Genomic DNA, 23361 nt, shown 5'->3' on the forward strand with positions numbered 1-23361 from the left:
GCCCGCGCTGGCAGCGGGCGTGAGGAGAATCAGGATGTCTCTTGAAAGATGGTTGATCGCGCTGTTCCTCGTGCTCCTCCCCTCGTGCGCCACGGGCGCCAAGGCGCCCCCGCCGCCGCAGGCGGGGCCGGAGCCCCCCGAGGACGTGCGGCTCTACGCGCTCGACTGCGGTCGCGCCGAGATCGCGGACATGAGCGCCTTCGGGGACGAGCCCCGGGCCAGGGAGCTCGTCGCGTCGTGCTACGTCATCCGGCACCCGCGCGGCACCTTGGTGTGGGACACCGGGATCAACGACACGATCGCCCAGACGAAGGGCGGCGTCGTGCACGAGCGCACGGGGATCCGGTTCCGCGTCGACACGCCGCTGCGCGAGCACCTGAGAGCGCTGAACCTCTCGCCCGCCGACGTGGACTACGTGGCCTTCTCGCACCTGCACGTCGATCACGCGGGCAACGCCAACCTGTTCCCCTCGTCGACGTGGATCCTGAACCGCCGAGAGCTCGAGTGGGCGACGGCGACCCCGCCGCCGCCGACCGTCGAGCCGGAGCTCTTCTCGGCCTACCGCACCGCGAAGCTGAAGCTCCTCGACGGCGAGGCGGACATCTTCGGCGACGGCGCCGTGAGGATCGTGCCGACGCCCGGGCACACGCCGGGCCACCAGAGCCTCGTGCTCCGGCTCAAGCGCGCGGGGACGCTCGTCATCTCGGGGGATGTCTGCCATACCCACGCCAACTGGCAGCATCGCCGGGTGCCTCCCTTCAACACCGATCGCGAGGAGTCCGTCCGCTCGATGGAGCGCCTCGACGCGCTGATCGGCGCCGCCCATGCCCGCTTCGTGGTGCAGCACGAGCCCGACGACCTCGCGGCCCTGCCTCGGTTCCCCGCCTTCCTCGATTGACCACCGCGCGTCCGCCAGAGCGCGGCGCGCCGGCGGAGGCGCCTCTCCTGTCCGCCCCGGCGTAGAACGGCCCTCGGGGTCCCTCTCAGATCAGCGTCGTCAACGCGCCTCGCAGGAAGTCGCGCGCGACGACGACATCGTGGACCTCGTCCGGGCCGTCGGCGATGCGCGCGGACCGGGCGAAGCGGTACCAGAGCGAGAACGGCATATCCTCGCTGTATCCGAGCGAGCCGTGCATCTGGATCGCGTCGTCGAGCACCTGGCAGAGGAGGCGCGCGACGTGGTTCTTCGCCATCGAGGCGTAGGGGCGCGCCTCCTTCTCCTTGCCTTGCTCGAGCAACGCCGCGCAGTGCAGCGTCATCAGGTTGCCGGCGTGGATGCCGGACGCCGCGTCGGCGAACTTCTTCTGGATCATCTGGTGGTGAGCCAGCGTCTTGCCGAAGCTCTCCCGCGTGAGGACGTAGTCGCGGCACATCGCGAGCGCGCGGTCGGCCCAGCCGAGCCAGCGCATGCAGTGCGTGAGGCGCGCCGGCACGAGGCGCCGCTGCGCGAGGAGGAAGCCCTCGCCGACGCCGCCGAGGACCGCGTCGTCGCCGACGCGCACGGCGTGGAAGCGGAGCTCGGCCTCGCGGTGCGCGAGCATCGGCGGGCTCATCACGGGGATGTCGCGCACGTGCTCGACGCCCTCGGCGCCGCGATCGACGACGAACATCGTCGCGCCCGTGCGCGGATCGTCCGACGTCCGCGCCATCACGATGAGGAACGCCGCGTCGCCGCCGCCGGTCGTGTACCACTTGTGGCCGTCGATCTTCCACCCGCCGTCGATCCGGGTCGCCGTCGTGCGCAGGTTCGACGGATCGGCGCCGGCGCCGGGGGCGGGCTCCGTCATCGAGAACGCGCTCGTGATCTCGGCCCGCGCGAGCGGCGCGAGGTACTTGGCGCGGATCGCGGGCGAGGCCGCCTTGAGCAGGAGATCCATGTTGCCCTGATCCGGCGCGTCGCAGTTGAAGCAGGCCGCGCCGAGCGGCGAGCGGCCCATCTCGCGAAAGAGCGCGCACATGCCCATGACGCCGAGCCCGAGCCCGCCGTGCTCCACGGGCAGGTGCGGCACGAAGAGCCCCTCGGCGCGCGCGCGCTCGCGGAGCGCCGTCAGCGTGTCCTTCCGCCCTGCGCGGTCCTCCTCGAGGATCGCGCGCTCGTTCGGGATGACGTGCGCGTCGACGAACGCGCGCACGCGGCCGCGGAGCTCGGACAGCTCGGGGGGCAGATCGAAGGAGATCGTCACGGCGGCAGTATAGGAAGCCGCAGGGCCGCGTGATAGGGTCGGACGCGCGATGGCCCTCACGCCGCCGACCAACACCCGCGCGCCCCGCGAGGCGCACCGGCTCGACGAAGCGGCCCTCGCTCGCTGGCTCGCCGAGCACGTCGAAGGCTGCGCGGGAGGCGCGGTGACGGTCGCCCAGTTCAAAGGCGGCCAGTCGAACCCGACGTACTGGGTGGGCGTCGCCGGCGGGGACGGCGGAGATCTCGAGCTCGTCGTGCGAAAGAAGCCGCCGGGCCAGCTCCTCCCCTCGGCGCACGCCGTCGAGCGCGAGTACCGGGTCATGCGCGCGCTCCGCGACACGGAGGTGCCCGTTCCGGACGCGCTCGCCCTCTGCGAGGACGCCTCGGTGATCGGCACGCCGTTCTTCGTCATGCGGTACGCCGCCGGGCGGATCTTCTGGGACCCGACGTTGCCCGAGGTCGCGACCGCCGGGGAGCGCCGCGCGATCTATGCAGACTACATCCGTGTCCTCGCGGCCCTCCACCGCGTCGACTACGCCGCCGTGGGGCTCGCGGATTACGGCAAGGTGGGCGGCTTCGTCGCGCGGCAGGTCGACCGCTGGTCGAAGCAGTACCAGGCTTCGCGCACGGGCGAGGTCCCGGCGATGGAGGCGCTCATGCGCTGGCTGGCCGCCAACGTCCCGTCGGACGACGAGACGACGCTCGTCCATGGCGACTACCGGATCGACAACATGGTCTTTTCGCCCGGTCCTCCGCACGAGGCGATCGCGACGCTCGACTGGGAGCTCTCGACGCTCGGACATCCGGTGAGCGACCTCGCGTATGCCTGCATGGGTTACCGCATCAACCTCCCCGGCCGCGGCGGGCTCGCCGGGGTCGATGTCGCCTCGCTCGGGATCCCGACCGAGGACGAGATGGTCGCCTCCTACTGCGCGCTCTCGGGTCGAGACGGCATCGCGTCGTGGCCGTACTTCATGGCGTTCGGCGTCTTCCGCCTCGCCGCCATCGCGCAGGGCGTCTACAGGCGGAGCCTCCAGGGCAACGCCAGCTCCGAGGACGCCGGCAGGTACGGCGCGGCCGTGACGGTGCTCTCCGAGCTCGCCTGCGGGATCGCGGGGATCGCTCCGCGCTAGGGCCGAGTGGTCTGAGGACGCCGAGCTCGCGGCTGTCCACGCCGAGGGGCTCGTCGGCGCCCGGGCGCGGCCCGGCGTCGCCTCGAAGCGCCCGCGTCGGTGCGTGGATTCACAATGCATGTGAAAATCGGTTGACATTCAAGGTGCTCTTCCGTCTTTTGCCGCCGCCCGACGCGCGAAGCGTCCGTGCCTGTCCGGGTCACGCCTCCTCGGTGTCCCGTGTCCAACGTCCGCGGGGGGATCTGGAGATCTGGACGATGCGTCGTATCCGTTACCCGCTTACCTGGATCGCTTGTTCGATCATCCCGTCGCTCGCTGGTTGTGCGGCCGGCCCCTCCGGCTCCACGGTGGCCCTCGCCGGCGTCGACGGCGACCACAGCGGCGGAGTCGGAGGCGCACCGGGCTCGGGGAGCGGCGCGGCGGACTGCGACGGGCTCGCCGTCAGGCTTCAGGCGGCGCTCGACGCGGCGATCGGCGCGCAAAGGCTCCCCGGCGCCGCCGCGGCCGTGGACGTCGGAGGATGCTCCTTTCGCGGCGCGGCGGGCATGGCGGACGTCGCGACGGGGACGCCGATGAAGCCAGGGGATCTCTTTCGCGTCGGGAGCATCACCAAGACGTTCGTCTCGACGCTGGTCTTGATGCTCCGCGCCGACGGCGACCTGTCGCTCGATGATGACGTATCGAGGTACGTGCCGGGTGTCCCCGGCGGCGATCGGATCACGATACGTCAGATCCTGAACCACACCAGCGGTCTGTTCGATTACACGGAAACCCACGGCTTCCTGAGCGCCGTCGAGGCCGACCCGACCCGCGTGTGGGCCCCCGAGGAGCTCATCGTCTTCTCGGCCAGAGAGCCGCCGTGCTTCGAGCCGGGGCGGGGTTTCGAGTACTCCAACACGAACTACATCGTCGCTGGCCTCCTCCTCGAGGCGGTATCCGGGAAGCCCGTCGTCGAGCTGCTGCACACCCGCATCCTCGAGCCCGCGGGCCTCGCCAACACCTACCTCGACGGCGCGGAGCCCGCCGTGCCGGGGCTCGTGCGCGGCTACGGGTCGTATGACGGCGAGCTCGTCGATACGACGTCCGCCGTGGATCCGTCGTCCGCGTGGACGTCCGGTGGCCTCGTGTCGAACACGGACGACCTCACCGCGTTCTTCGTCCAGCTCCTCGACGGCGGGCTGCTCGGCCCGGCCGAGCTCGCGGAGATGACCACCGGGGTCGACGCCCTGTCGTCTGACCTGCTGGAATACGGCCTCGGGCTGGCCCAGCGCTCGTCGCCGGCCGGCGCGACCCACGGGCATGGCGGCAGCATGTGGGGCTTCGTGTCTGCATCGTACCACGCGGTCGAGCGCGATGCTGCCATCACCGTGCTGGTCAACCACGAAGACGGCGACGCAGAGAAGATCGTCGACGATCTATCCCGTATCCTGACGATGCCGTGAGCCGATCGGCACTCCACGACGACGCCGTCGTTCACCAGGAGTTCCGCGCGCCCCTCTCCCGCCAGATTCCCCTCGCTGTCCACGCGGGGGGGCAATCGCTGGTCGAACAGGACGCCTTGTCGCGGGGTCAGCGGCCTCGGGGTCAACCTGATGCCGACAGCGCCGCTGTCACCCAATGTTCCGACCAAACCGGCGTACCGCTTGCATCGCCAGGCTCGGTGGCCCCCCCTGTCGGGCGCGCCATGTAGAAGGAGCCGACGATGAAGCACATAGAACTGATCGCCATCCTCGCGGCAGCCGCGGCGGTGCTCGGCAGCGCGCAGCTCGCCGCGGCGGACACCACCACGCCTGTCGAGGATCTCGCGCTGGTCGAGGAGGTGCCCGTCCAGGTCCCCGCCGAGGGAGTGAACGGACGCCAATGGTACCACGGCCATCATCACCATGGCCATCATCACCATGGCCATCATCACCACGGCCACCATCATCACGGCCATCATCATCACGGCCACCATCACCATGGCGACCATCACGGGCGTTCGGTGTCCGGAGCGGCTCCGTACGGAGCAGTGCAGGCTCCCGTCGTGATCCTCGCGGACAATCGCTGACCGATCGTTCACGGGCCGGCGGCTCGGGACGCGGGCCCCGGGTTCCCGGTCGTCCTCCGGCCGCCGCGCCCGAGCTCGCCGGAGGGTGTGTGCGGCGACCGGAACCGGGTGTGAGGGAGAAGCCATGGAAACAGAGACGATCGGCCGGGGACGCGCTCTCGTCCTCCTGGCCGCGGCCGCGGGGCACCTCGGCCTCGTGATCATCGTCGGAGCGTTGCAAGTCGACCTCCGGGACCGAGGCCCTCTGGCGGCCGCCGTCGCCGCCTACGGGACGCTCTCCGGCGCCGACAGCGGGTATGCCTTCTTCGCTCCCGGCGTCGGCTCGCCCCCCACGGCCACGTTCGAGGTCATGGACGCGACGGGGGCGGTGACCATCGACCGCCTCATGTCTGGGGCAAACGCAGAAGCGAGGCTACGGGCCGGTAACATCGTCGATAGATTCTGGCTGGAGGAGGATCAGGCGTTGAAGCGCCTCATGGCCGCCTCCTGGGCGGGCAAGATGTTCGCCAGGCACCCTGCGGCCGCCAGCGTCGTCGTGCGCGTGGAGGAGTGCGAGGTCGCTCCGCTGCTAGAGTATCGCCATCGGGACGAGCTCACGTGTGATCTGCACTATCGAGCGAAGCTCGTCCCCCAGGCCAAGCTCCGCGCCGCCCGGTCGGCGGACCAGGAGGCGCCGTGAACGGCCGCGCGGGTCCTCGGCGCGCCGCCCAGGCGACGCTCGCGCGCGCGTGGCTTTGGCTCGATCGCTTCGCCCTGGCCCCTGCCTCCGCCGTGCCCCTCGCGGTGCTGCGGATCGGGCTCGCGTCGGTGCTCCTCGTCCAGGCCGCGATGGTCGGCCCCGCGCTCCTCGAGCTGTACGGGCGGTCTGGCATCCTCCAGGGGCCGCTCAACGACCTCCTCGCCAGGACCGACCTCGTCCGCATCGGCTCGCTCATCGACCGCCTCGCCCCGCTGGGCGTCGGCGAGGCGGCCATCGTCACGGGCACCGGCGCGCTCTACACGCTCGCCCTCGTCGCGCTCCTCCTCGGGTGGCGGGCGAGGGCGGCGGCGGCGCTGGCCTGGCTCGCCCACCTGATGCTGATGATGACGGCGGACAGCACGAACTACGGGGCGGACAACTACGCCAACATCTTTCTCTTCTACCTCATCTGGATGCCCTCGGGGGCGGCGCTCTCGCTGGACCGTCGGCTCGCCCGCGTGCCCATAGGCCCGCCGGCGACCACGCGGCTCTCGCTGCGCGTCGTCCAGCTGCACCTCTGTATCTCCTATCTCGCGAGCGGGCTCTGGAAGGCCTCCGGCGAGCAATGGTGGAACGGCGAGGCGATCTGGCGGTCGGTCATGCTGCCCGCCTATCGCCAGGTCGATTTCTCCTGGCTCGCAGACCACCCCTGGATCGCCGTGATCGCCGGCTGGCTCGTGGTCCTGGTCGAGGCCGGCTACGCGTTCTTGATCTGGCCGCGGCGCAGCCGCCGGATCTGGGTGGCGGCCACGCTGGCGCTCCACCTCGGCATCGCCGTCTTCATGGGGCTCGTGGTGTTCGGCGCCCTCATGGCGGTGCTCACGGTCGCGGCCTTCGGGGTGAGCGCGGACCGCGCAGCCCCGGCGACGTGCCCGCGCGAGCATCCCGCGCTGGAGCGCGCGTGTGCTCATCCGAACGCGGGGTGAATGCGATCGTCACCGGCTCAGGTCGATCGCGTACACCGACAGCATCTTCCCGCTGCCGTCGTCCTGCTCCACGAGCGAGATGTTGTCTAGCCCGGCGGCCTCCGCCTTCGGCAGCGCGTTCTGGGCCGAGGTGAAGGTCACGAGGCCCATAGTCGAGACCCTGGCGAAGCGCCAGCTGCGGTCCGAGCCGTGCGTGGCGCGCGTGAGATCCTCGATCTCCTTGATGTAGGCGATGAGCACGTCGCGGTTCGTGTCCGGCGCGGCGTAGATCGTCTTCGAGCCGTCGAGGCCGGGGAACCCGCCGCCGCCGCTCGCGCGGTAGTTGTTCGTCGCCACGATGAACTCCGCGGCCGGATCCATCGGCTCCCCGCTCCACGTCAGGTTCTTGATGCGGCCGCTGGCCTTCACCCCCGCCGGCGGGAGCGGCTGCGTGACGTCGATCTCGTACGAGATCCGCTCGTCCGTGAACATATCGAAGTTGTACCCGGGCATCGAGGTGTTGATGAGCGGCTGCGGGGCCGTCTCGCTCGGGTCGATCTGGTTGAAGCGCGTCGCCGCCCGCTCCAGCCAGTCGAGGATGTCCGCGCCGGTCACCTTCACCGCCTGGATCGTGTTCGCGTAGAGGTAGAGATCGGCCGCGTTGTTGATCGCGACGCCCCCCGCCGGCACATCGGTGTAATCGTTGCCTCCCTGGAAGCCGGACTTGAACGGCGCGCTCACCGAGAGCACCGGGAGCGGCGCGAGCTCCGGCAGGTTCTCCTCGATGTAACGGGCGACGTAGTCCGCCTGGGCCTGGTTGACGATCTGGATGGCGCTGACATCCCCCACGTCGGCGAACATCGACGACATCTCGAAATCGGTGGTCCCGATCGGCGTCTGGACATAGGCGATCGTCGCCTGGTGCTCGGCGTCGAGGAGCGACGCGATCTCGGGATCGGCCTCGACGACGATCTTCGTCGCGTCCGGCTGCGCGTCGCAGCGGGTCGCGAACGCGCAGGGCGCCCCCGTGCGCCAGCGCTCCATCGCGTCGCACGCGGCGGGGAGCCCGCCCTGGCAGGTCGTGGAGATCGGCCGAGCCTCGACGACCGTCTTCGCCGTGTCGACCGTCCAGCGCGCGCCGTCGTGGGTGAGCCCCATCTTGATGACGCCGAGGTGCTGGCCCCAGAAGCCCGGCATGACCGCGGGGACGCCCGCGACCGTGCCCGCGTCCTTGTCGACCTCCGGCAGGTCGAACTGGGGCACGGTGCTGCTCGCGTTCGGGAAGATCTGGTGCGAGTGGCCCATGAGCATGGCGTCGACGCCGGGCACGTGGGCGACGTGCCACGCCTGGTTCTCGAGGGTGGGCGCATAAGGCGCGTCGTCGAGGCCGCCGTGGACGATGGCGACGACGATCTCGGCCCCCCGCGCGCGGAGATCGTCGATCAGCGGGGCCGCGACCTCCTGCACGCCCTTGGCGAAGACCTTGCCGTCGAGCCATTTCTTGTCCCAGCTCATGATCGTCGGCGGCGTGATGTCGATGAAGCCGACGTGGAGCGTGCTCTCGATGGTGCCGCCGTCCGGCGCCGTCGCCGTGATGGTCTTCGCGATGAGCACGGACGGCGGGAAGATCGTCTCGTTCGTCTCGAGGCTGAAGACGTTGGAGTTCACCTGCGGGAAGTCGGGGCCCGCGCAGGCCGCGGAGCCTGCGAGATCGAGCCCCTCGACGTCGAACGGGGTGTGGGTCACCTGCGAGAGGAACGGGAGACCGTAGTTGAACTCGTGATTGCCGATCCCGGCGACGTCGAACCGCAGGTGGTTCATGGCCTTGTAGATGGCCAGCGTCTCGCCGCACGCGATCGGATCCACCAGCGCCTGGTAGTCGGCGAGCACGGTGCCCTGGATGGTGTCGCCGTTGTCGATCAGGAGGTGGTTCGGGATCTCGGCCCGCGCCTGGTGGATGAGCGTCGCGGTGCGCTCGAAGCCGATGGATGGCTCCGCGACCAGCTTGAAGTAGTCGAAGCTGAGGACGTTGCTGTGGAGATCGGTGGTCTCCAGCAGCGCGAGCTCGGCCGTGGCCCCGCTCGGGGTCTCGGGCGCTCCCCCCGCGCCGCCCGAACCCGAGGCGCTGGTCGCCGGCGCTCCCCCCGCGCCGCCCGACCCCGAGGCGCTGGTCGCCGGCGCTCCCCCCGCGCCGCCCGACCCCGAGGCGCTGGAGGAGGGCGAGCTCGGGCCGCCCTCGTCATCCCCGCACGCGAAGGCGAAGAGCGCGCTCATGGCCAGGATCACCGAGGAAATCGCCGCATGCCGTCCGAATCGACCTTTCATCGTGAGCTCCTCGTCGAGCGCTGCTGCGGCGGATGCCCCTTCGCGCGGTTACAGTTGCATTGGATGTGAGTAGCAACGTTGTCGCATCGCTGCGCGCTCGGATCAAGGGCTCGATGCGCCCCGCGGGTCCCACCAGCGAGCTCGCCTGGACCGGCTCGGCGCGCCCGTGATACCACCTCTGGGATGACCCATGCGCCGCACCCCCGCTCGGTCCTTGCGGTATGGGACGGAATCGCGGGCGTGGGTGCGGCCGAGATCGCAGCATGAGCGAACATCAGGTCTTGAAGACGCACCCGGACACCCTCGTCACCGTTCCATCGCTTGTCGCGGAGCTCACGGCCCTCGGCGTTCGGCCCGGCATGACCTTGCTGGTCCACTCGTCGCTGAGCAAGCTCGGCTGGGTCTGCGGCGGGCCGGTCGCGGTGATCCTGGCCCTGGAAGAGGTCTTGACGCCGGAGGGCACGCTGGTGATGCCGACGCAGTCGGAAGGCCTGTCCGATCCGGCGCTCTGGCAGGATCCGCCCGTGCCCGAGGCGTGGTGGGAGACGATCCGGGAGACCATGCCGGCCTACGATCCGGATCTGACGCCGACGCGGCAGATGGGCGCCATCCCCGAGGCGTTCCGCAAGCAGCGCGGCGTCCGGCGGAGCGCCCACCCGCTCGTGTCGTTCGCCGCCTGGGGCCGGCACGCCGAGGCGGTCACGGCGAACCACGGCCTCTCGTACGACCTCGGCGAGGGCTCGCCGCTGGCCCGCATCTACGATCTCGACGGCTGGGTGCTGCTGCTCGGCGTCGGCCACGGCAACAACACCTCGATCCACCTCGCCGAGTACCGCACCGACTTCCCGGGCAAACGGATTGAGGTGCGCCACGCGCCCATCCTCGTCGACGGCGCGCGAAGGCGGGTCAGCTTCGACGACGTCGCGACCGACAGCGGCGATTTCGACCGCCTCGGCGCCGATTTCGAGCGGGACACCGGCCTCGTGCGCCGCGGCCGCGCGGGCGCCGCCACCGCCCTGCTGATGCCGCAGCGGCCGCTCGTGGATTACGCGGTCGGGTGGCTGCCGCGGAATCGCGGGTAGGCGAGCTCATGCATGGGCCAGCGCGCTGCGCGGCCCTGGTGATGAGGCCGCTGGCGCTGGGCGGGGTGGTACGCTATGGCCGGAGCGATGGGCGAGCAGCGTGACCAGGCGTCGGGCGTGGAGGGGAGCGCCGCGCGCGGACCAGCGGGAGAGCAGGGGGCGTCGGCGTTCCGCGATTACCGCGCCGAGGTGCGGCCGAGCGTGAAGGAGCTTTACCGGCTGAACCACGAGGGGCAGACCCTCGCCTTCGTGCAGGAAAAACAGCGGCAGTACCTCGGCCTGGATCGGCGCCGGATGGGCATGTGGGAGGCGCTCGAGCTGCTCGATCGGCTGGTCGACGACAGCGATCCGGACACGCAGCTGTCGCAGATCGCGCATGCGCTCCAGTCCGCGGAGGCGGCGCGGCGGGACGGGCAGCCGCGGTGGTTCGTGCTGACCGCGCTGATCCACGACGCCGGGAAGATCCTGTGCACGTGGGGCGAGCCTCAGTGGGCCGTGGTGGGCGACACCTTCCCGGTGGGCTGCGCGTACTCGGACCGGGTCGTCTTCCCCGAGCTGTTCGCGCGGAACCCGGACATGGCGAGCCCGGCGTACCAGGCGCCGTGCGGGATTTACGAGGAGGGCGCGGGGCTCTCCCGGGTGCACATGTCGTGGGGGCACGACGAGTATCTGTATCATGTGGTGAAGGACCACCTGCCGCTCGAGGCGCTCTATATTATCCGCTATCACTCGTTCTACGCGGCGCACCGCGAGGGCGCGTACGGGCACGTGATGAACGAGCAAGATCGGCGGATGATGGAGTGGGTGCGGCGGTTCAACCCGTACGATCTCTACTCGAAGGCCGACGCCCCGCCAGACGTGGAGCGGCTGAAGCCGTTCTACAAGGACCTGATCGCGGAGTTCTTGCCGGCCGAGCTCCGCTGGTAAGGGGGCGGTCGAGGTCCCCCACCGCCGCGCCCCCAACCTGGGTCGGATCGCGCGCGGCTCCGACCTGGGCCGCGCCCGTCAGCCGGGTCAGACAGGCCGTGTCGACCTGGGTCGCGTCGCCGCCAGGGCGCCCGACCTCCGACGCGGTGCGCGGGGCCCGAAGAGGTAGGCGAGCGCCAGGGTCGTGGCCTCGGCCTCGAGCTGCGCCGTGCCGATCAGATGAGGTTCCTCGATGATCACGCGGTGCCCGAGCGCCTCGAGAGCGGTCTCCACCACGAACGCAGCGATCCGCACGTCGGGCACCGCGAGGCGCGCGCGGTGGGGCGCCAGGTGGCGTTCGAGCAACACCGCGAGCCTGCGGCTCGTCTCCGCCGCCTCGGCGAGCCGGCCGACGCGCGGCACCTGCTCGATCAGGATCTTGTGCAGCGCCGGTGAGATCCGCTGTGCATCGAGCCCGGCGCGCACGAAGGCGCGCACGGCCGCCTCCGGGTCCGCCGGATCCGCCTCGGCCAGCGCGCCCTCGACGCGCGCCACGATCGCGGCGGCGTGCCGCTCGACGAGCGTCGCGACCAGCGCCTCCTTGTTCGGGAAGTACTGATAGAGCGACCCGACGCTGACGCCGGCGCGCGCCGCCACCGCGATCGTCGTCGTCCCGTCGTACCCACGGGCGAGCAGAACGCGAATCGTCGCCTCGACGATCGCGTCGACGGTCGCCCGCGACCGCGTCTGACGCGGTGTCTTACGCGGGTTTGTCTCGTGTGTGCCCATCGCAGAGCGCGCCTCCATCAACGCGAATAGCGAACACGAATCAACATTCGTAGACTGACTCAACCCCACGCAGGAGGCAACGTTCATCATGAAGACCACGACTCTCGAGACCCACGGCCCCGCCGCGCCGGTCACCGGCGCTCACGCCGGCGGCGGCGCGCGGACGCGCGGCGTGATCGCCTTCGAGCTCGCCGGCGCCATCGACCCTCCGACGCATCCAGGCGCGCCGCGCATCCTCGGGTCGTACGCGGCCAGCGGCCCCTGCATGGTCGGTGTCGTGACGAAGGCGGCGGGCAGCACCGACGGCTCCTGGGAGCGACACGACGGCGGCGACGAGCTCCTCGTGATCCTCCGCGGGCGCGCGACGTTCACGGTCAACCTGCCTGACGGCACGACGGAGGTGACCGAGGTCGGTCCGGGTCAAGCGCTGCTGATCCCGCGCGGCGCGGCGCACTCGGGGCACATCGCCGACGATGTGTGCGTGCTCTTCGTGACGCCGAGCGACGGCAACGCCGTCTGGAGCGACGTGGAGGCAGGCGCCCGCCGACGTTGAGCGATTCGCTGGCCGGCACATCGGATGGCAGGCGCCGCTACGGCTACGGGCGGCACGGGAGCCACGGCGCCGAGCTCTTCGCCCACGGCGACGCCGTGGAGAATCGATCGTCGCTCCTCCGCCCCGCCCCACCGTCGTGTCCGGGGCCGCTCACTTCGGGCAGTCGAGGTCGATCACCGGGAGATCGTAGTTCACCACGGTCTGCTCGGGGTCGATGAGGAACTCGGCGTCGCGCGGGAGGTGGCGCGTCTTGCGGATGTCGTCGCCGGCATAGGCGCGGATGTCGTCTCGCGACCTCCAGTAGCTGATCACCATGAAGTGCGTCTCCGCGCCCACGGTCTCGCGCATCAGCTGATAGCCGAGGTTCCCCGGGATGGTGCGGAATTTGGGGAGCGCGCTCGAGATATAGGCCGTATATGCCTCGGCCTTGTCGCTCGGCGTGCGGCCGTGCCACACGCGGGCGACGCGCGCCGCGCACGGCGCCGGCGTGGCGGCGGACGCCGCGGGGCCGGCGGGCGGCGCGGGGCCTGCGGGCGGCGCCGCGGGGGCTGCGGCGGGCTGCGCCGGGGCGGCCGCTACGGCGGGATCCGGGGAGGCTGGCGGCGTCTGCTCCATGGGGGACGCGCAGCCGAGCACGGCGCATGCGGCGAGCAGCGCGGCCAGCGCGAGAGGGGCGCGGCCCGAGGCGTATTGCGGTCGAGCGGGGGCGGTCATGGGGCCGAGTATGCACGAGACCGTCGCGACCGGGCGATCTCCGATGGGCACGCAGCGCCCGGGGTGGTGGCCGTGTTCTGGAAGGAGGGCTATCCCGCTACCCCTCCCCGTCGGCCGCGACCGCCGTCTGCCGCAGCGCCGCGAGCCGCGACGGCCGCGCCAGGAGCCCCCCGACCGTCTGGTCCGCGACCAGCTCCGCGATCTGCTCCGGCCGGTACCCGAGCGCGGCAGGGTCGCCGGCGACGAGCGGGTGGATACGCCCGGCCCCCCCGGGGCGGTACCAGTTCTGCACGCTCTCGTCCTGCGCCAGCACCGTCAGCGCGCACAGGTAGGCGTCGACCTCGCGGAACGTCCCCTCCCCCACCCCGCGCCCGATCATCGCCGCCACGGCCTCGGTCAGCGCGCGCCGCTCGGCCCAGTAGGTCGCGAACGCCTCCGGATCCCGCTCGCTGAAGCGGTGGATCTCCGTGATCTCCAGCGGGAAGCCGCACACCGTCTCCACGTCGAACCGCACGAAGCGCCAGAGCTGCACGTCGGCGGCGCCGCCGCTCGCCTCGAGCCTGCGCGCGTACGAGAGCGGCAGGCGGTTCACCTGCTGCAAGATCTCGGCGACGATCAGCTCCTTGCGCCGGAACCAGTAGTACAGCGACGACTGCCGGAGCCCCGCCGCCTGCGCGATCTCGAGCATCGACACGTCGACGACCCCGCGCTCGGCGAAGAGCCGGCCCGCCACCTCCAGGATCTGCTCGCGCGGCGCGAGCTCGCTGCGCTGCGGCGCCTTGCGCGGCCGGCCCATGCGGCGCGGGCTCCCTTCGGCCTTCTGACTGCCTTCGGCGCTCTGCCTTCCTTCGGCGCTCTGAGCAGGGGGAATCTCCGTCTTCATCGTCTCCCGGGGTGGCCGTCGCGCTGATCTATCCGCGCTCGCGTCCCTGCGCCAGCCGCTCTCCCGCCGCGCACCCAGGTTGAGGTCGCGCAGGTTGAGGCCGCGCGCACCCAGGTTGAGGCCGCGCACCCAGGTTGAGGCCGCGCGCACCCAGGTTGAGGCCGCGCGCACCCAGGTTGAGGCCGCGCGCACCCAGGTTGAGGCCGCGCGCACCCAGGTTGATGCCGCGCACCCAGGTTGGGGCCGCGGGGTCCCCCGCGCCGCCACCGGGAAAAATCGCCCGCACCCTGCATTTTACCCCCGCGAAACAGGCCGGAAACCCCGCCCCCGGATAGTCGACCCGTAGTTTCGATTCTCTATCGAAAGTGAGGCGGGCGATGTCTGAAACGGCCACAACGTATGCCGCGCGCGCGCACGCGCGCGCCCAGGAAGGCAGCGTCGTCGAGACGCAACCCACCGTGCCGAGCACGTCGATCGGCGACCCGCCCCCGGGCGTCGAAGCGCGCGACGTCCTCTGGGACGAGACCCTCGGCGCCGGCGGCTACGCGGCGCGCACGCTCCCCGTCGGCAGCCGGCTCCGGATCGTCGACGTCGAAGGCGACACCTGCGTCGCCCTCATGCTCCACCGCGCGGACCGCCCCATCGAGCGGCTCTGCCTCGCCGACACCGTGAAGCTCCAGTGGCAGGCCTATCCAGGCCCCGGCTACCTGCTCCTCTCCGACATGGGGCGCGCCCTCGCCTCCCTCCTCGAGGACACCGCCGGCCGCCACGACACCTTCTGCGGCACCTCGCTCCCGGGCGAGATCGCCTCCCGCTACGGCAGCGACGCCCACGGCGGCGCCCTCCGCTCCGGCCGCGAGCGGCTCCTCCTCGCCCTCGCCAAGCACGGCCTCGCCGAGCGCGACCTCCCCACGCCCATCAACCTCTTCAAGGGCGTCCGCATCGAGGCCGACGGCGCCATCACCTTCCTCCCCGACGCGTCCCGGCCGGGCGCCCACGTGCTCCTCCGCGCCGAGCAGGACGTCCTCGTCAGCGTCGCCGCCGTCCCGCACCGCCTCGACCCGCGCCCGGCCTACCGCGCCGGCAAGGTCCGCCTCACCGCCTGGCGCGGCCGCCCCGCCCCGGACGACGACCCCGTGCGCAACGCCACCCCCGAGGCGCGCCGCGCCTTCGAGAACACCGCCGAGGAGCTCGCGGTCGCCCTCCGGGCAGGAGCCGCGCGATGAGCCCCGCCGCCCCCGGAAAGCCGGTCGCCGCCATGCGCGACCCCGCCCTCGCCGGCCTGCCCGGCGCCCTCCTCTCCGACGAGATCGTCCCGGCCCGCGCGCCGTGGGCGAAGATCGTCCGCGCCGGCGAGATCCTCCGCGTCATCGACCTCGAGGGCAACCAGGCCGTCGACTTCCTCGCCTACGTCCTCGCCGACACCGCCGAGCGCTACAGCGCCGCCGACACCATCGTCGCCCAGCGCAACATCTTCCTCACCACCGGCGCGAAGCTCCGCTCGAACCGCGGCCGCGTGATGATGACCATCACCGACGACAGCTGCGGCCGGCACGACACTTCCGGCGGCGCCTGCTCGTGCGAGTCGAACACCGTCCGCTACGGCCACCACACGAAGCACCAGCACGCCTGCGTCGAGAACTTCCTCATGGCCGCCGCGCCGTACGGCCTCGGCAAGCGCGACCTCGTCGGCAACGTCAACTGGTTCATGAACGTGCCCGTCGAGGCCGACGGCACCCTCGGCATCGTCGACGGCCTGTCCGCGCCCGGCAAGCACGTCGACCTCCGCGCCGAGCTCGACCTGCTGCTCCTCGTCTCGAACTGCCCGCAGATCAACAACCCCTGCAACGGCTTCAACCCGACCCCGATCCGCATGGCGGTGGTGCGGCCGTGAGCGCCCCCCCGCCCTTCCGCCGCGTCCTCGTCGCCAACCGCGGCGAGATCGCGTGCCGCATCCTCCGCACCCTCCGGCGCCTCGGGATCGCATCGGTCGCCGTCTTCTCCGACGCCGACCGCGCCGCGCTCCACGTGCGCCTCGCCGACCACGCCGTCCGCCTCGGCGGCCAGACGCCCGCCGAGAGCTACCTGCGCATCGACGCCGTCGTCGACGCCGCCCGCCGCGCGGGCGCCGACGCGATCCACCCGGGCTACGGATTCCTCAGCGAATCCGAGGACTTCGCCCGCGCGGTGGAGGCCGCGGGCATCGTCTTCATCGGGCCGACGCCGGCCCAGATGGAGGCGTTCGGGAGCAAGCACCGGGCGCGGGAGCTCGCGATCGAGGCGGGCGTGCCGCTCTTGCCGGGCACCGGCGTGCTCCGGGACGCGGACCACGCCGCCGCCGAGGCCGCGGCCATCGGCTACCCCGTGCTGCTCAAGGCGAGCGCGGGCGGCGGCGGCATCGGGATGGCCCGGTGCGACGCGCCGGCGGAGCTCCCCGCCGCGTTCGAGCGGGTCCAGCGCCTCGCCCGCGCGAACTTCGGCTCGGGCGACGTGTTCCTCGAGCGCTTCCTGACGGCGCCCCGGCACGTGGAGGTCCAGATCGCCGGCGACGGCCGCGGCAACGTCCTCGTCCTCGGCGACCGCGACTGCTCGGTGCAGCGCCGCAACCAGAAGGTCCTCGAGGAGGCGCCCGCACCCGACCTGCCGCCCCGGCTGCGCTCGGCGCTCGCGGAGTCGGCCCGCGCGCTCGCCGCGAAGGTCGCCTACCGGAACGTGGGCACCGTCGAGTTCCTCGTCGATCCCGCCCGCGCGGAGCACTATTTCCTCGAGGTCAACACGCGCCTCCAGGTCGAGCACGGCGTGACCGAGCTCTGCACCGGCATCGATCTCGTGGCGTGGATGCTCCGCATCGCCGCCGGCGACACGGCGTTCTTCGAGGGCGGCGATCCGCCGCTCTCGGGCCACGCGATCGAGGCCCGGCTCTACGCCGAGGACCCGGCGCGGGGGTTCTTGCCGAGCGCGGGGCTGCTCACCGAGGTGAGCTACCCCGAGGGCGCCGGCGTGCGGGTCGACGGGTGGGTCGAGACGGGCACCGAGGTCTCGGCGCTCTACGATCCGCTCCTGGCCAAGCTGCTCGTGCGCGGCGAGGACCGGGCCGCGGCGGTCGCGGCGCTGCGCGCCGCCGTCGGGGAGACCCGGCTCGGCGGGATCGAGACGAACCGCGAGTGGGTCGCGGCCGCGCTCGATCACCCCGACTTCCGCGGGGTCCGGCACCACACCGGCACGTTCGCGTCGCTGCCGTTCCGCCCCGAGGCGGTCGAGGTGACCGCGGCGCCGGGCGCGGTGACCGTGCAGGACTGGCCCGGGCGGCTCGGCCTGTGGTCGGTCGGCGTGCCGCCGAGCGGGCCGATGGACGACCTGTCGTTCCGCCTCGGCAACCGCGTCGTGGGCAACCCGGCCGGCGCCGCGGGGCTCGAGTGCGAGGTGCACGGGCCCACGCTGGTGTTCCACCGGCGCGCGGTCCTGTGCGTCGCGGGCGCCGCGATGCGCGTGCTCGTCGACGGGGCCGAGGTGGCGCCGTGGACGCCGGTCGAGGTCGCGCCGGGCGCCACCGTGGCGTGCGGGCCGGTGCGGGGGCCGGGCGCGCGCGCCTACCTGCTCATCCGCGGCGGCATCGACGTGCCGGCGCACCTCGGCAGCCGCGCCACGTTCACCCTCGGCGGCTTCGGCGGCCACGCGGGCAGGCCGCTCCGCCCGGGCGACGTGCTGCGCCTCGGCGAGGAGGTCGACCCGGCGCTCGCCCCCGGCGCGCTGCCGGCCGAGGCCCGGCCGGAGATCGACAGGTCCTGGGAGCTCGCCGTGCTCGACGGGCCGCACGGGGCGCCGGACTTCCTCACGGACGAGGGGATCGAGCAGCTCTACTCGGCCGAGTGGGAGGTGCACTACCACTCGGCCCGCACCGGCGTCCGCCTCGTCGGGCCCGCGCCGGCGTGGGCGCGCACCGACGGCGGCGAGGCGGGGCTGCACCCCTCGAACCTGCACGACAACGCGTACGCGATCGGCGCGGTCGACCTCACCGGCGACATGCCCGTCATCCTCGGGCCCGACGGCCCGAGCCTGGGCGGGTTCGTGTGTCCGCTCGCCGTCGCCGCGGCCGAGCGGTGGAAGCTCGGCCAGCTGAGCGCCGGGGACAAGGTGCGGTTCCGGTCGATCCTGCCCGCGGAGGCCGACGCGCTGGCGCGGCGGAGCGACGAGCTCGTGACGCGGCGCGGGCTCGCGACGAACGGCGCCGCGGCGCACGCGGCCAACGGCACGACGAACGGCGCGGCGGCGCGCGCGGCCGACGGCACGACGAACGGCGCGGCGGCGCACGCGGCCGACGGCGCGGCCGCCGCGGGATCGGGCAGCGCACGGCGCAGGCGCGGCGAGCCGGTGCTCGGCCGCGTCCCGGCGCGCGACGGCCGGCCCGCGGTCGTCTTCCGCCAGAGCGGCGACCGGTACGTGCTCGTCGAGTTCGGGCCGCCGGTGCTCGACATCGACCTGCGCGTGCGCGCGCACCTGCTCATGACGCGGCTCGAGGAGATGCGCGTGCCCGGCGTGGTCGACCTGACCCCCGGGATCCGCTCGCTCCAGGTGCACGTCGACGGCGCGCGGCTCACCGTGGCCAAGGCCCTCGACCTGCTCCGCGAGGCCGAGGCCGACCTGCCCGCCCCGGAGGAGGTCCGGATCCCGAGCCGCGTCGTCCACATGCCGCTCAGCTGGGACGACCCGGCGACGCGCGAGGCGATCGAGCGCTACATGCGCACGGTCCGCGACGACGCGCCGTGGTGCCCGAGCAACCTGGAGTTCATCCGCCGGGTCAACGGGCTGCCGGACATCGCGGCGGTCCAGGAGCTCTTCCTCGCGGCGAGCTACCTCGTGCTCGGCCTCGGCGACGTGTACCTCGGCGCGCCGGTCGCGACGCCGATCGACCCGCGGCACCGGATGGTCACGACCAAGTACAACCCGGCGCGCACGTGGACGCCCGAGAACGCGGTCGGCATCGGCGGCGCGTACCTGTGCATCTACGGCATGGAGGGGCCGGGCGGGTACCAGTTCCTCGGCCGCACGGTGCCGGTCTGGAGCCGCCACCGGCCGTTCCGGCAGACGACGCGCGAGCGGCCGTGGCTCCTGCGGTTCTTCGACCAGCTCCGCTTCCACCTCGTGTCGCCGGAGGAGCTGCTCGAGCTCCGCGCCGACATGGTGGCCGGGCGCGGCGAGGTGCGCATCGAGGAGGCGACGTTCGACCTGGGCGAGCACCACCGCTTCCTCGACGACAACGCCGACAGCATCCGCGCGGCCCGGGCGCGGCAGCGGGCGGCGTTCGACGCCGAGCGCGGCCGCTGGGAGGCGGACGGCGAGTTCGACCGCGTGCGCCGCGCGGGCGCCCGGCTCGAGGGCGCCTCGTCGGCGGACGAGGACGCGCTGCCGGCCGGGATGCTGCCGGTGACGGCGCCGCTCACCGCGTGCGTGTGGAAGGTGGACGTGGCGCCGGGGCAGCGCGTCGAGGCGGGCCAGCGCGTGGCCGTGCTCGAGGCGATGAAGATGGAGTTCGCCGTGGTGGCCGACGTGGCCGGCGCGGTCGACTGGATCGGCTGCCGCCCGGGCCAGATGGTCAGCGCGGGCCAGCCGCTCGTGGGGGTGTCGGCCCATGCGTGATCCGATCTCGACAGGGACGCCGGACCACCGCGGCGCGGCCGGCGCGGGCACCGCGGCGCAAGGCGCGCTCGGCGCGGGCTCGGCAGCGTACGGCGCCCTCGGCGCGGGCAATCCGGCGCAAGGCGGCAGCGACGCCGACGACCTCGCGCGCCTGGGCTACCGCCAGGAGCTGCGGCGCGACCTGGGGAGCCTGTCGGCCTTCGCGGCGGGCTTCTCGTACGTCTCGATCCTCACGACCGTCTTCCAGCTCTTCGTGATCGGCTACGCCTTCGGCGGGACGCGGTTCTTCTGGACGTGGCCGGTGGTCTTCCTCGGGCAGCTCGCGGTCGCGCTCAACCTCGCCGAGGTGGGCTCGCACTACCCGGTGGCCGGCTCGGCCTACCAGTGGGGGCGCCGCGTGTCGCCCGGCGCTCCGGGGTGGCTCGCGGGCTGGCTGAAGCTCGTCGGCGACGTCGTGAGCGTCGCCGCGGCGGCCATCGCGCTGCAGGCGATCTTGCCGAGCGTCTGGGGCGGGTTCCAGCTCCTCGGCGGCGACCCGTCGCTCACGTCGCGCGACGGCGCGGCGAACGCCGTGCTGCTCGGCGCGGGGCTCGTCGCGCTGACGACGGCGATCAACATGGCCGGGGTGCGGGCGATGGCCTGGGTCAACGACGTCGGCGTGATGGCGGAGCTCGGCGGCGTCGTGCTGCTGATCGGGGCGCTGTTCCTGCACGCGGTGCGGGGTCCGGCGGTGGTGCTCGAGCCGATCTACGGGCCGTCGCCGCCGCTCGGCACGGGGGCGGCGGGCCTGCTCGCGGCAGCGCTCATGCCGGCGTACGTGCTCTACGGCTTCGATTCGGCCGGGTCGCTGGCCGAGGAGACGCAGAGCCCGCGGCGGATCATCCCGCGGGCGATCCTGAAGGCCGTCGTGGCCTCCGGGGTGGGCGGCGCGCTGCTCCTGCTCGCGGCGCTGATGGCGGCGCCGAGCCTGACCGACGGCCGCCTCGCGACCGAGGGCCTGGCCTACGTGGTCGTGAGCGCCCTCGGCCCGACGCTGGGCAAGGTGTTCCTTGTCGACGTGGCGCTGGCGGTGTGCGTCTGCACGCTGGCCATCCAGACCGGCGCCTCGCGCCTCGCGTTCTCGATGGCGCGGGACGGGGCGCTGCCGTGCGCGCCGGCGCTCGCGCGCGTGTCGCCGCGCACGAAGACGCCCGTCGCTCCGGCGATCGCGGTCGGCGCGCTCGCGTGCGGCATGCTCGTCGTGAACTACGGCGAGGCGCAGCTGTTCGTGCTCATCACGGAGACGGCCGTGCTGCTCGTGAACCTCTCGTACCTGCTCGTGACGGCGGGGATGCTCCTCCGCCGGCTGCGCGGGTGGCCGGGCAGCTCCGGGGCCCCGGCGGGGGTGTTCTCCCTCGGGCGCGCCGGGCTCGCGCTGAACGTCGCGGCCGTCGCGTGGGGGGTCGCGCTCATCGCGAACATCGCGTGGCCGCGGCGGGACGGCGAGTCGACGTGGATGGAGTACTTCCCGGTGATCGGGGTCGCCGGCACGATCGCGGTGGGGCTCGCGGTGTTCGCGGCGACGCAGAGGCCGAGCGGAGAGCGGGTCGCCGTCAGCCCGCCGCGGGAGAGCTCGGCGTCGCTGATCTCCTGAGGCGGGCTGGCACGTCACCCGCGCTAGACCGAGCGCGCTTCCCCTGCATCGGTCGAACGCGGAGCAGCGGTCTCCTCGACCACCGGCATCAGAGGCAAGTCGACGATGAACACCGCGCCCCGACCCTCTCCGGCGCTTTCGGCGCGAACCTCTCCGCCGTGCATCATCACCAAATCCCGCACGATTGAGAGCCCGAGGCCAAGCCCGCGGCGCCAGCGCGTGGTCGAGCTGTTTGCCTGGCGAAACTTCTCGAACACATGGGGAAGAAAATCTGCGCTTATCCCCTCGCCCGTATCGCTGATGCGGAGTTGAGACGTCGCTCCCACCTCCTCTAGCGACACATCCACGCGCCCGCCAGAGGGCGTGAATTTGATGGCGTTGCTCAGTAAATTATTCACGACCTGCTCCAGGCGGCCGCGATCACCCCAGACCCTGCTGGTCTTTGAGCTGAGCGACAGCGAAATGCAGACGCCCTTCGCTTCCGCGGCTGGAGTTACAGTGTCGAGGACCGCCTGGATGACCTCGGCCAGGCTGACCGGCTGCGGCTTCAGGTCCACCTTGCCGCAGAGGATAGCGGAGACGTCGAGTAGAGCCTCGACGAGCCCCAGCTCGGCCATGCCGTTGCGCTCGATGACCCTGAGGCCGCGCTCCACCGTGGCTGCGTCCGACTTGGCCGTACGGAGGAGAATATGCGCCCAGCCGAGGATGGACGTCAATGGCGTTCGCAGCTCATGGCTGAGCGTGCAGAGGAACTCGTCCTTCAGTCGGTCGGCGGTCTCGGCCTTGGAACGCGCCGCCTGCTCGCTGGCCAACAGCCTCTCCCGCTCTTCCTCCGCCCGCTTGCGTTCGGTGATGTCCGTGGAGATAGCGCACACAGCATAGGGCATGCCTTCCGCGTCGAACAGGGGACACTTGACCGAGATATAGGTGTGCATCCCGTCGTCCTGCGGCACCACCTCCTCGGCCTCCAGGGGCTGCTGGGCCTCCAGCACCCGCCTGTCGAACGAGCGGAAGCTCTCGGCCTGCTCTGGGGGGAAGAGCTCGTGGTCGGTCCTGCCGACGATCGACTCCACGGTCGCGTGGCACAGCTGCCTGAAACGGCGGTTGCTCAGCAGGTATCGGCCCTGCAGGTCCTTGACGTAGACCATGGCCGTCGAATTATCGATGATAGCCCGCAGCAGGCCTTGGCTTTCGCGCAAGGTCTCCTCGGCCCGCTTACGCTCGCCGATCTCTTGTTTCAGGAGATCATTGGCCGCGGCGAGCTCGGACGTGCGCTCCGCCACTCTCCGCTCCAGCATATCGTGGGCGCATCGCAGCTCGGCCTCCAATCGCTTGCGCTTCTCGATTTCCTGCCGCAACTGCACGTTCTGCGCCTCGAGCTCCGCGCGCATCGCAGACAAGGCCAGGTGTGCCTTGATTCGCGCCAAAACCTCGTCGATCTCCAACGGCTTGACAACGTAATCGACGCCGCCGGCCTCAAACCCGGCCACCTTTTGGGCCGTCTCTCCCAGAGCGGTCATGAAGACCACCGGGATGCCTTTGGTGCTTTCAGACGCTTTCAGACGCCGGCACGTCTCGAAGCCGCCCATTCCCGGCATCAATACATCGAGCAGGATCAGATCGGGGGAAATGAGCTCGGCCCGCTCCAACGCATCTTCGCCATCTTGAGCGATCGCCACCCGAAAGCCTCGTTCTTCAAGTTGAGCGACTGTCGCGGCCATGCTTTCCGGCACATCGTCGACCATCAGGATGGTATACGACGGGACACCAGGGTCTGAGGTTCTGTTCATCGGAGACGATGGCAAAGCGGCGCCAGCGTGCACCGGTCGCGAC

19 protein-coding genes are annotated in these 23361 nt (G+C 71.9%); 13 read left to right on the top strand and 6 right to left on the bottom strand.

Annotation, left to right across the window (positions count from 1 at the left end; translation table 11 throughout):
- The first annotated feature begins 34 nt into the window (after window positions 1-34).
- A complete protein-coding gene (locus WME98_RS00980) occupies window positions 35-898 on the top strand; it encodes an N-acyl homoserine lactonase family protein (RefSeq protein WP_437949499.1) in 864 nt (287 codons plus the stop codon).
- Between the two features lie 85 nt (window positions 899-983).
- Here WME98_RS00980 and WME98_RS00985 read toward each other — a convergent pair whose 3' ends face one another.
- Window positions 984-2183 (bottom strand): acyl-CoA dehydrogenase family protein, encoded by a 1200-nt coding sequence (locus tag WME98_RS00985; RefSeq protein WP_437949500.1) that lies wholly within the window; start codon window positions 2181-2183, stop codon window positions 984-986.
- 49 nt (window positions 2184-2232) lie between these two features.
- On the opposite strand from WME98_RS00985, the gene WME98_RS00990 reads away from it, so the two are divergent.
- The 5 genes from WME98_RS00990 to WME98_RS01010 all read left to right on the top strand — a co-directional run bounded on the left by WME98_RS00990 (window position 2233) and on the right by WME98_RS01010 (window position 7027).
- Window positions 2233-3315 carry a phosphotransferase gene (locus tag WME98_RS00990; RefSeq protein WP_437949501.1) on the top strand — a complete coding sequence of 361 codons (1083 nt, stop codon included), beginning with the start codon at window positions 2233-2235 and terminating at the stop codon, window positions 3313-3315.
- A gap of 257 nt (window positions 3316-3572) precedes the next feature.
- On the top strand, window positions 3573-4757 hold the full coding sequence (locus WME98_RS00995) for a serine hydrolase domain-containing protein (RefSeq protein ID WP_437949502.1): 1185 nt from the start codon (window positions 3573-3575) through the stop codon (window positions 4755-4757).
- Between the two features lie 260 nt (window positions 4758-5017).
- Window positions 5018-5362 carry a hypothetical protein gene (locus tag WME98_RS01000; protein WP_437949503.1) on the top strand — a complete coding sequence of 115 codons (345 nt, stop codon included), beginning with the start codon at window positions 5018-5020 and terminating at the stop codon, window positions 5360-5362.
- 124 nt (window positions 5363-5486) lie between these two features.
- The gene (locus tag WME98_RS01005; protein WP_437949505.1) at window positions 5487-6041 is read left to right on the top strand and encodes a hypothetical protein; all 555 of its coding nucleotides are present in this window, start codon (window positions 5487-5489) and stop codon (window positions 6039-6041) included.
- Window positions 6038-7027, top strand: a complete 990-nt coding sequence (locus WME98_RS01010) for a hypothetical protein (RefSeq protein WP_437949506.1) — start codon at window positions 6038-6040, stop codon at window positions 7025-7027. Before WME98_RS01005 ends, WME98_RS01010 begins: the two co-directional genes overlap by 4 nt.
- A gap of 9 nt (window positions 7028-7036) precedes the next feature.
- On the opposite strand, the gene WME98_RS01015 is transcribed toward WME98_RS01010, so the two are convergent.
- Window positions 7037-9331 carry a 5'-nucleotidase C-terminal domain-containing protein gene (locus tag WME98_RS01015; protein ID WP_437949508.1) on the bottom strand — a complete coding sequence of 765 codons (2295 nt, stop codon included), beginning with the start codon at window positions 9329-9331 and terminating at the stop codon, window positions 7037-7039.
- 263 nt (window positions 9332-9594) lie between these two features.
- Here WME98_RS01015 and WME98_RS01020 point away from each other — a divergent pair, with 263 nt between their 5' ends.
- A complete protein-coding gene (locus WME98_RS01020; protein WP_437949510.1) occupies window positions 9595-10413 on the top strand; it encodes an aminoglycoside N(3)-acetyltransferase in 819 nt (272 codons plus the stop codon).
- 87 nt (window positions 10414-10500) lie between these two features.
- Window positions 10501-11340 carry an inositol oxygenase family protein gene (locus WME98_RS01025; protein WP_437949511.1) on the top strand — a complete coding sequence of 280 codons (840 nt, stop codon included), beginning with the start codon at window positions 10501-10503 and terminating at the stop codon, window positions 11338-11340.
- 87 nt (window positions 11341-11427) lie between these two features.
- Here WME98_RS01025 and WME98_RS01030 read toward each other — a convergent pair whose 3' ends face one another.
- The gene (locus WME98_RS01030) at window positions 11428-12108 is read right to left on the bottom strand and encodes a TetR/AcrR family transcriptional regulator (RefSeq protein WP_061629290.1); all 681 of its coding nucleotides are present in this window, start codon (window positions 12106-12108) and stop codon (window positions 11428-11430) included.
- A gap of 88 nt (window positions 12109-12196) precedes the next feature.
- Between WME98_RS01030 and WME98_RS01035 the strand changes: the two genes are divergently transcribed.
- Window positions 12197-12661: a cupin domain-containing protein gene (locus WME98_RS01035; RefSeq protein ID WP_437949512.1), complete on the top strand. Its 465-nt coding sequence runs from the start codon at window positions 12197-12199 to the stop codon at window positions 12659-12661.
- Between the two features lie 150 nt (window positions 12662-12811).
- Here WME98_RS01035 and WME98_RS01040 read toward each other — a convergent pair whose 3' ends face one another.
- Together WME98_RS01040 and WME98_RS01045 are read right to left on the bottom strand one after the other, a co-directional pair.
- A complete protein-coding gene (locus WME98_RS01040; protein ID WP_437949513.1) occupies window positions 12812-13375 on the bottom strand; it encodes an antibiotic biosynthesis monooxygenase family protein in 564 nt (187 codons plus the stop codon).
- A gap of 97 nt (window positions 13376-13472) precedes the next feature.
- Window positions 13473-14171, bottom strand: a complete 699-nt coding sequence (locus WME98_RS01045; protein ID WP_437949514.1) for a TetR/AcrR family transcriptional regulator — start codon at window positions 14169-14171, stop codon at window positions 13473-13475.
- A gap of 464 nt (window positions 14172-14635) precedes the next feature.
- Here WME98_RS01045 and WME98_RS01050 point away from each other — a divergent pair, with 464 nt between their 5' ends.
- Genes WME98_RS01050 through WME98_RS01065 form a run of 4 tightly spaced genes read left to right on the top strand, consistent with a single transcriptional unit; the run spans window position 14636 to window position 21528 of the window.
- Window positions 14636-15484, top strand: coding sequence for an urea amidolyase associated protein UAAP1 (locus WME98_RS01050; RefSeq protein ID WP_437949516.1), 849 nt, complete (start codon window positions 14636-14638; stop codon window positions 15482-15484).
- 32 nt (window positions 15485-15516) lie between these two features.
- Window positions 15517-16152 carry an urea amidolyase associated protein UAAP2 gene (locus WME98_RS01055; RefSeq protein WP_437954155.1) on the top strand — a complete coding sequence of 212 codons (636 nt, stop codon included), beginning with the start codon at window positions 15517-15519 and terminating at the stop codon, window positions 16150-16152.
- A complete protein-coding gene (uca, locus tag WME98_RS01060; protein WP_437949517.1) occupies window positions 16149-19895 on the top strand; it encodes an urea carboxylase in 3747 nt (1248 codons plus the stop codon). Before WME98_RS01055 ends, uca begins: the two co-directional genes overlap by 4 nt.
- Complete coding sequence (locus WME98_RS01065; RefSeq protein ID WP_437949518.1) at window positions 19888-21528, top strand: amino acid permease; 1641 nt, start codon at window positions 19888-19890, stop codon at window positions 21526-21528. Before uca ends, WME98_RS01065 begins: the two co-directional genes overlap by 8 nt.
- A gap of 23 nt (window positions 21529-21551) precedes the next feature.
- Here WME98_RS01065 and WME98_RS01070 read toward each other — a convergent pair whose 3' ends face one another.
- On the bottom strand, window positions 21552-23273 hold the full coding sequence (locus WME98_RS01070; RefSeq protein ID WP_437949519.1) for an ATP-binding protein: 1722 nt from the start codon (window positions 23271-23273) through the stop codon (window positions 21552-21554).
- Window positions 23274-23361: the final 88 nt, after the last annotated feature.

Source organism: Sorangium sp. So ce296, assembly GCF_051529605.1.
In the GTDB taxonomy this organism is placed as follows: domain Bacteria; phylum Myxococcota_A; class Polyangia; order Polyangiales; family Polyangiaceae; genus Sorangium; species Sorangium cellulosum_D.

Excerpts from the sequence above, each read along its gene's own strand:
- WME98_RS01005 (WP_437949505.1), top strand. The coding sequence starts at position 5,487 with ATGGAAACAGAGACGATCGGCCGGGGACGCGCTCTCGTCCTCCTGGCC.
- WME98_RS01055 (WP_437954155.1), top strand. The coding sequence starts at position 15,517 with ATGCGCGACCCCGCCCTCGCCGGCCTGCCCGGCGCCCTCCTCTCCGAC.
- WME98_RS01000 (WP_437949503.1), top strand. The coding sequence starts at position 5,018 with ATGAAGCACATAGAACTGATCGCCATCCTCGCGGCAGCCGCGGCGGTG.
- WME98_RS01035 (WP_437949512.1), top strand. The coding sequence starts at position 12,197 with ATGAAGACCACGACTCTCGAGACCCACGGCCCCGCCGCGCCGGTCACC.
- WME98_RS00990 (WP_437949501.1), top strand. The coding sequence starts at position 2,233 with ATGGCCCTCACGCCGCCGACCAACACCCGCGCGCCCCGCGAGGCGCAC.
- WME98_RS00980 (WP_437949499.1), top strand. The coding sequence starts at position 35 with ATGTCTCTTGAAAGATGGTTGATCGCGCTGTTCCTCGTGCTCCTCCCC.
- WME98_RS01070 (WP_437949519.1), bottom strand. The coding sequence starts at position 23,273 with ATGGTCGACGATGTGCCGGAAAGCATGGCCGCGACAGTCGCTCAACTT.
- WME98_RS01025 (WP_437949511.1), top strand. The coding sequence starts at position 10,501 with ATGGGCGAGCAGCGTGACCAGGCGTCGGGCGTGGAGGGGAGCGCCGCG.
- WME98_RS01020 (WP_437949510.1), top strand. The coding sequence starts at position 9,595 with ATGAGCGAACATCAGGTCTTGAAGACGCACCCGGACACCCTCGTCACC.
- WME98_RS01040 (WP_437949513.1), bottom strand. The coding sequence starts at position 13,375 with ATGACCGCCCCCGCTCGACCGCAATACGCCTCGGGCCGCGCCCCTCTC.
- WME98_RS01015 (WP_437949508.1), bottom strand. The coding sequence starts at position 9,331 with ATGAAAGGTCGATTCGGACGGCATGCGGCGATTTCCTCGGTGATCCTG.
- WME98_RS01050 (WP_437949516.1), top strand. The coding sequence starts at position 14,636 with ATGTCTGAAACGGCCACAACGTATGCCGCGCGCGCGCACGCGCGCGCC.
- WME98_RS01030 (WP_061629290.1), bottom strand. The coding sequence starts at position 12,108 with ATGGGCACACACGAGACAAACCCGCGTAAGACACCGCGTCAGACGCGG.
- WME98_RS01045 (WP_437949514.1), bottom strand. The coding sequence starts at position 14,171 with ATGGGCCGGCCGCGCAAGGCGCCGCAGCGCAGCGAGCTCGCGCCGCGC.
- WME98_RS00995 (WP_437949502.1), top strand. The coding sequence starts at position 3,573 with ATGCGTCGTATCCGTTACCCGCTTACCTGGATCGCTTGTTCGATCATC.
- WME98_RS01065 (WP_437949518.1), top strand. The coding sequence starts at position 19,888 with ATGCGTGATCCGATCTCGACAGGGACGCCGGACCACCGCGGCGCGGCC.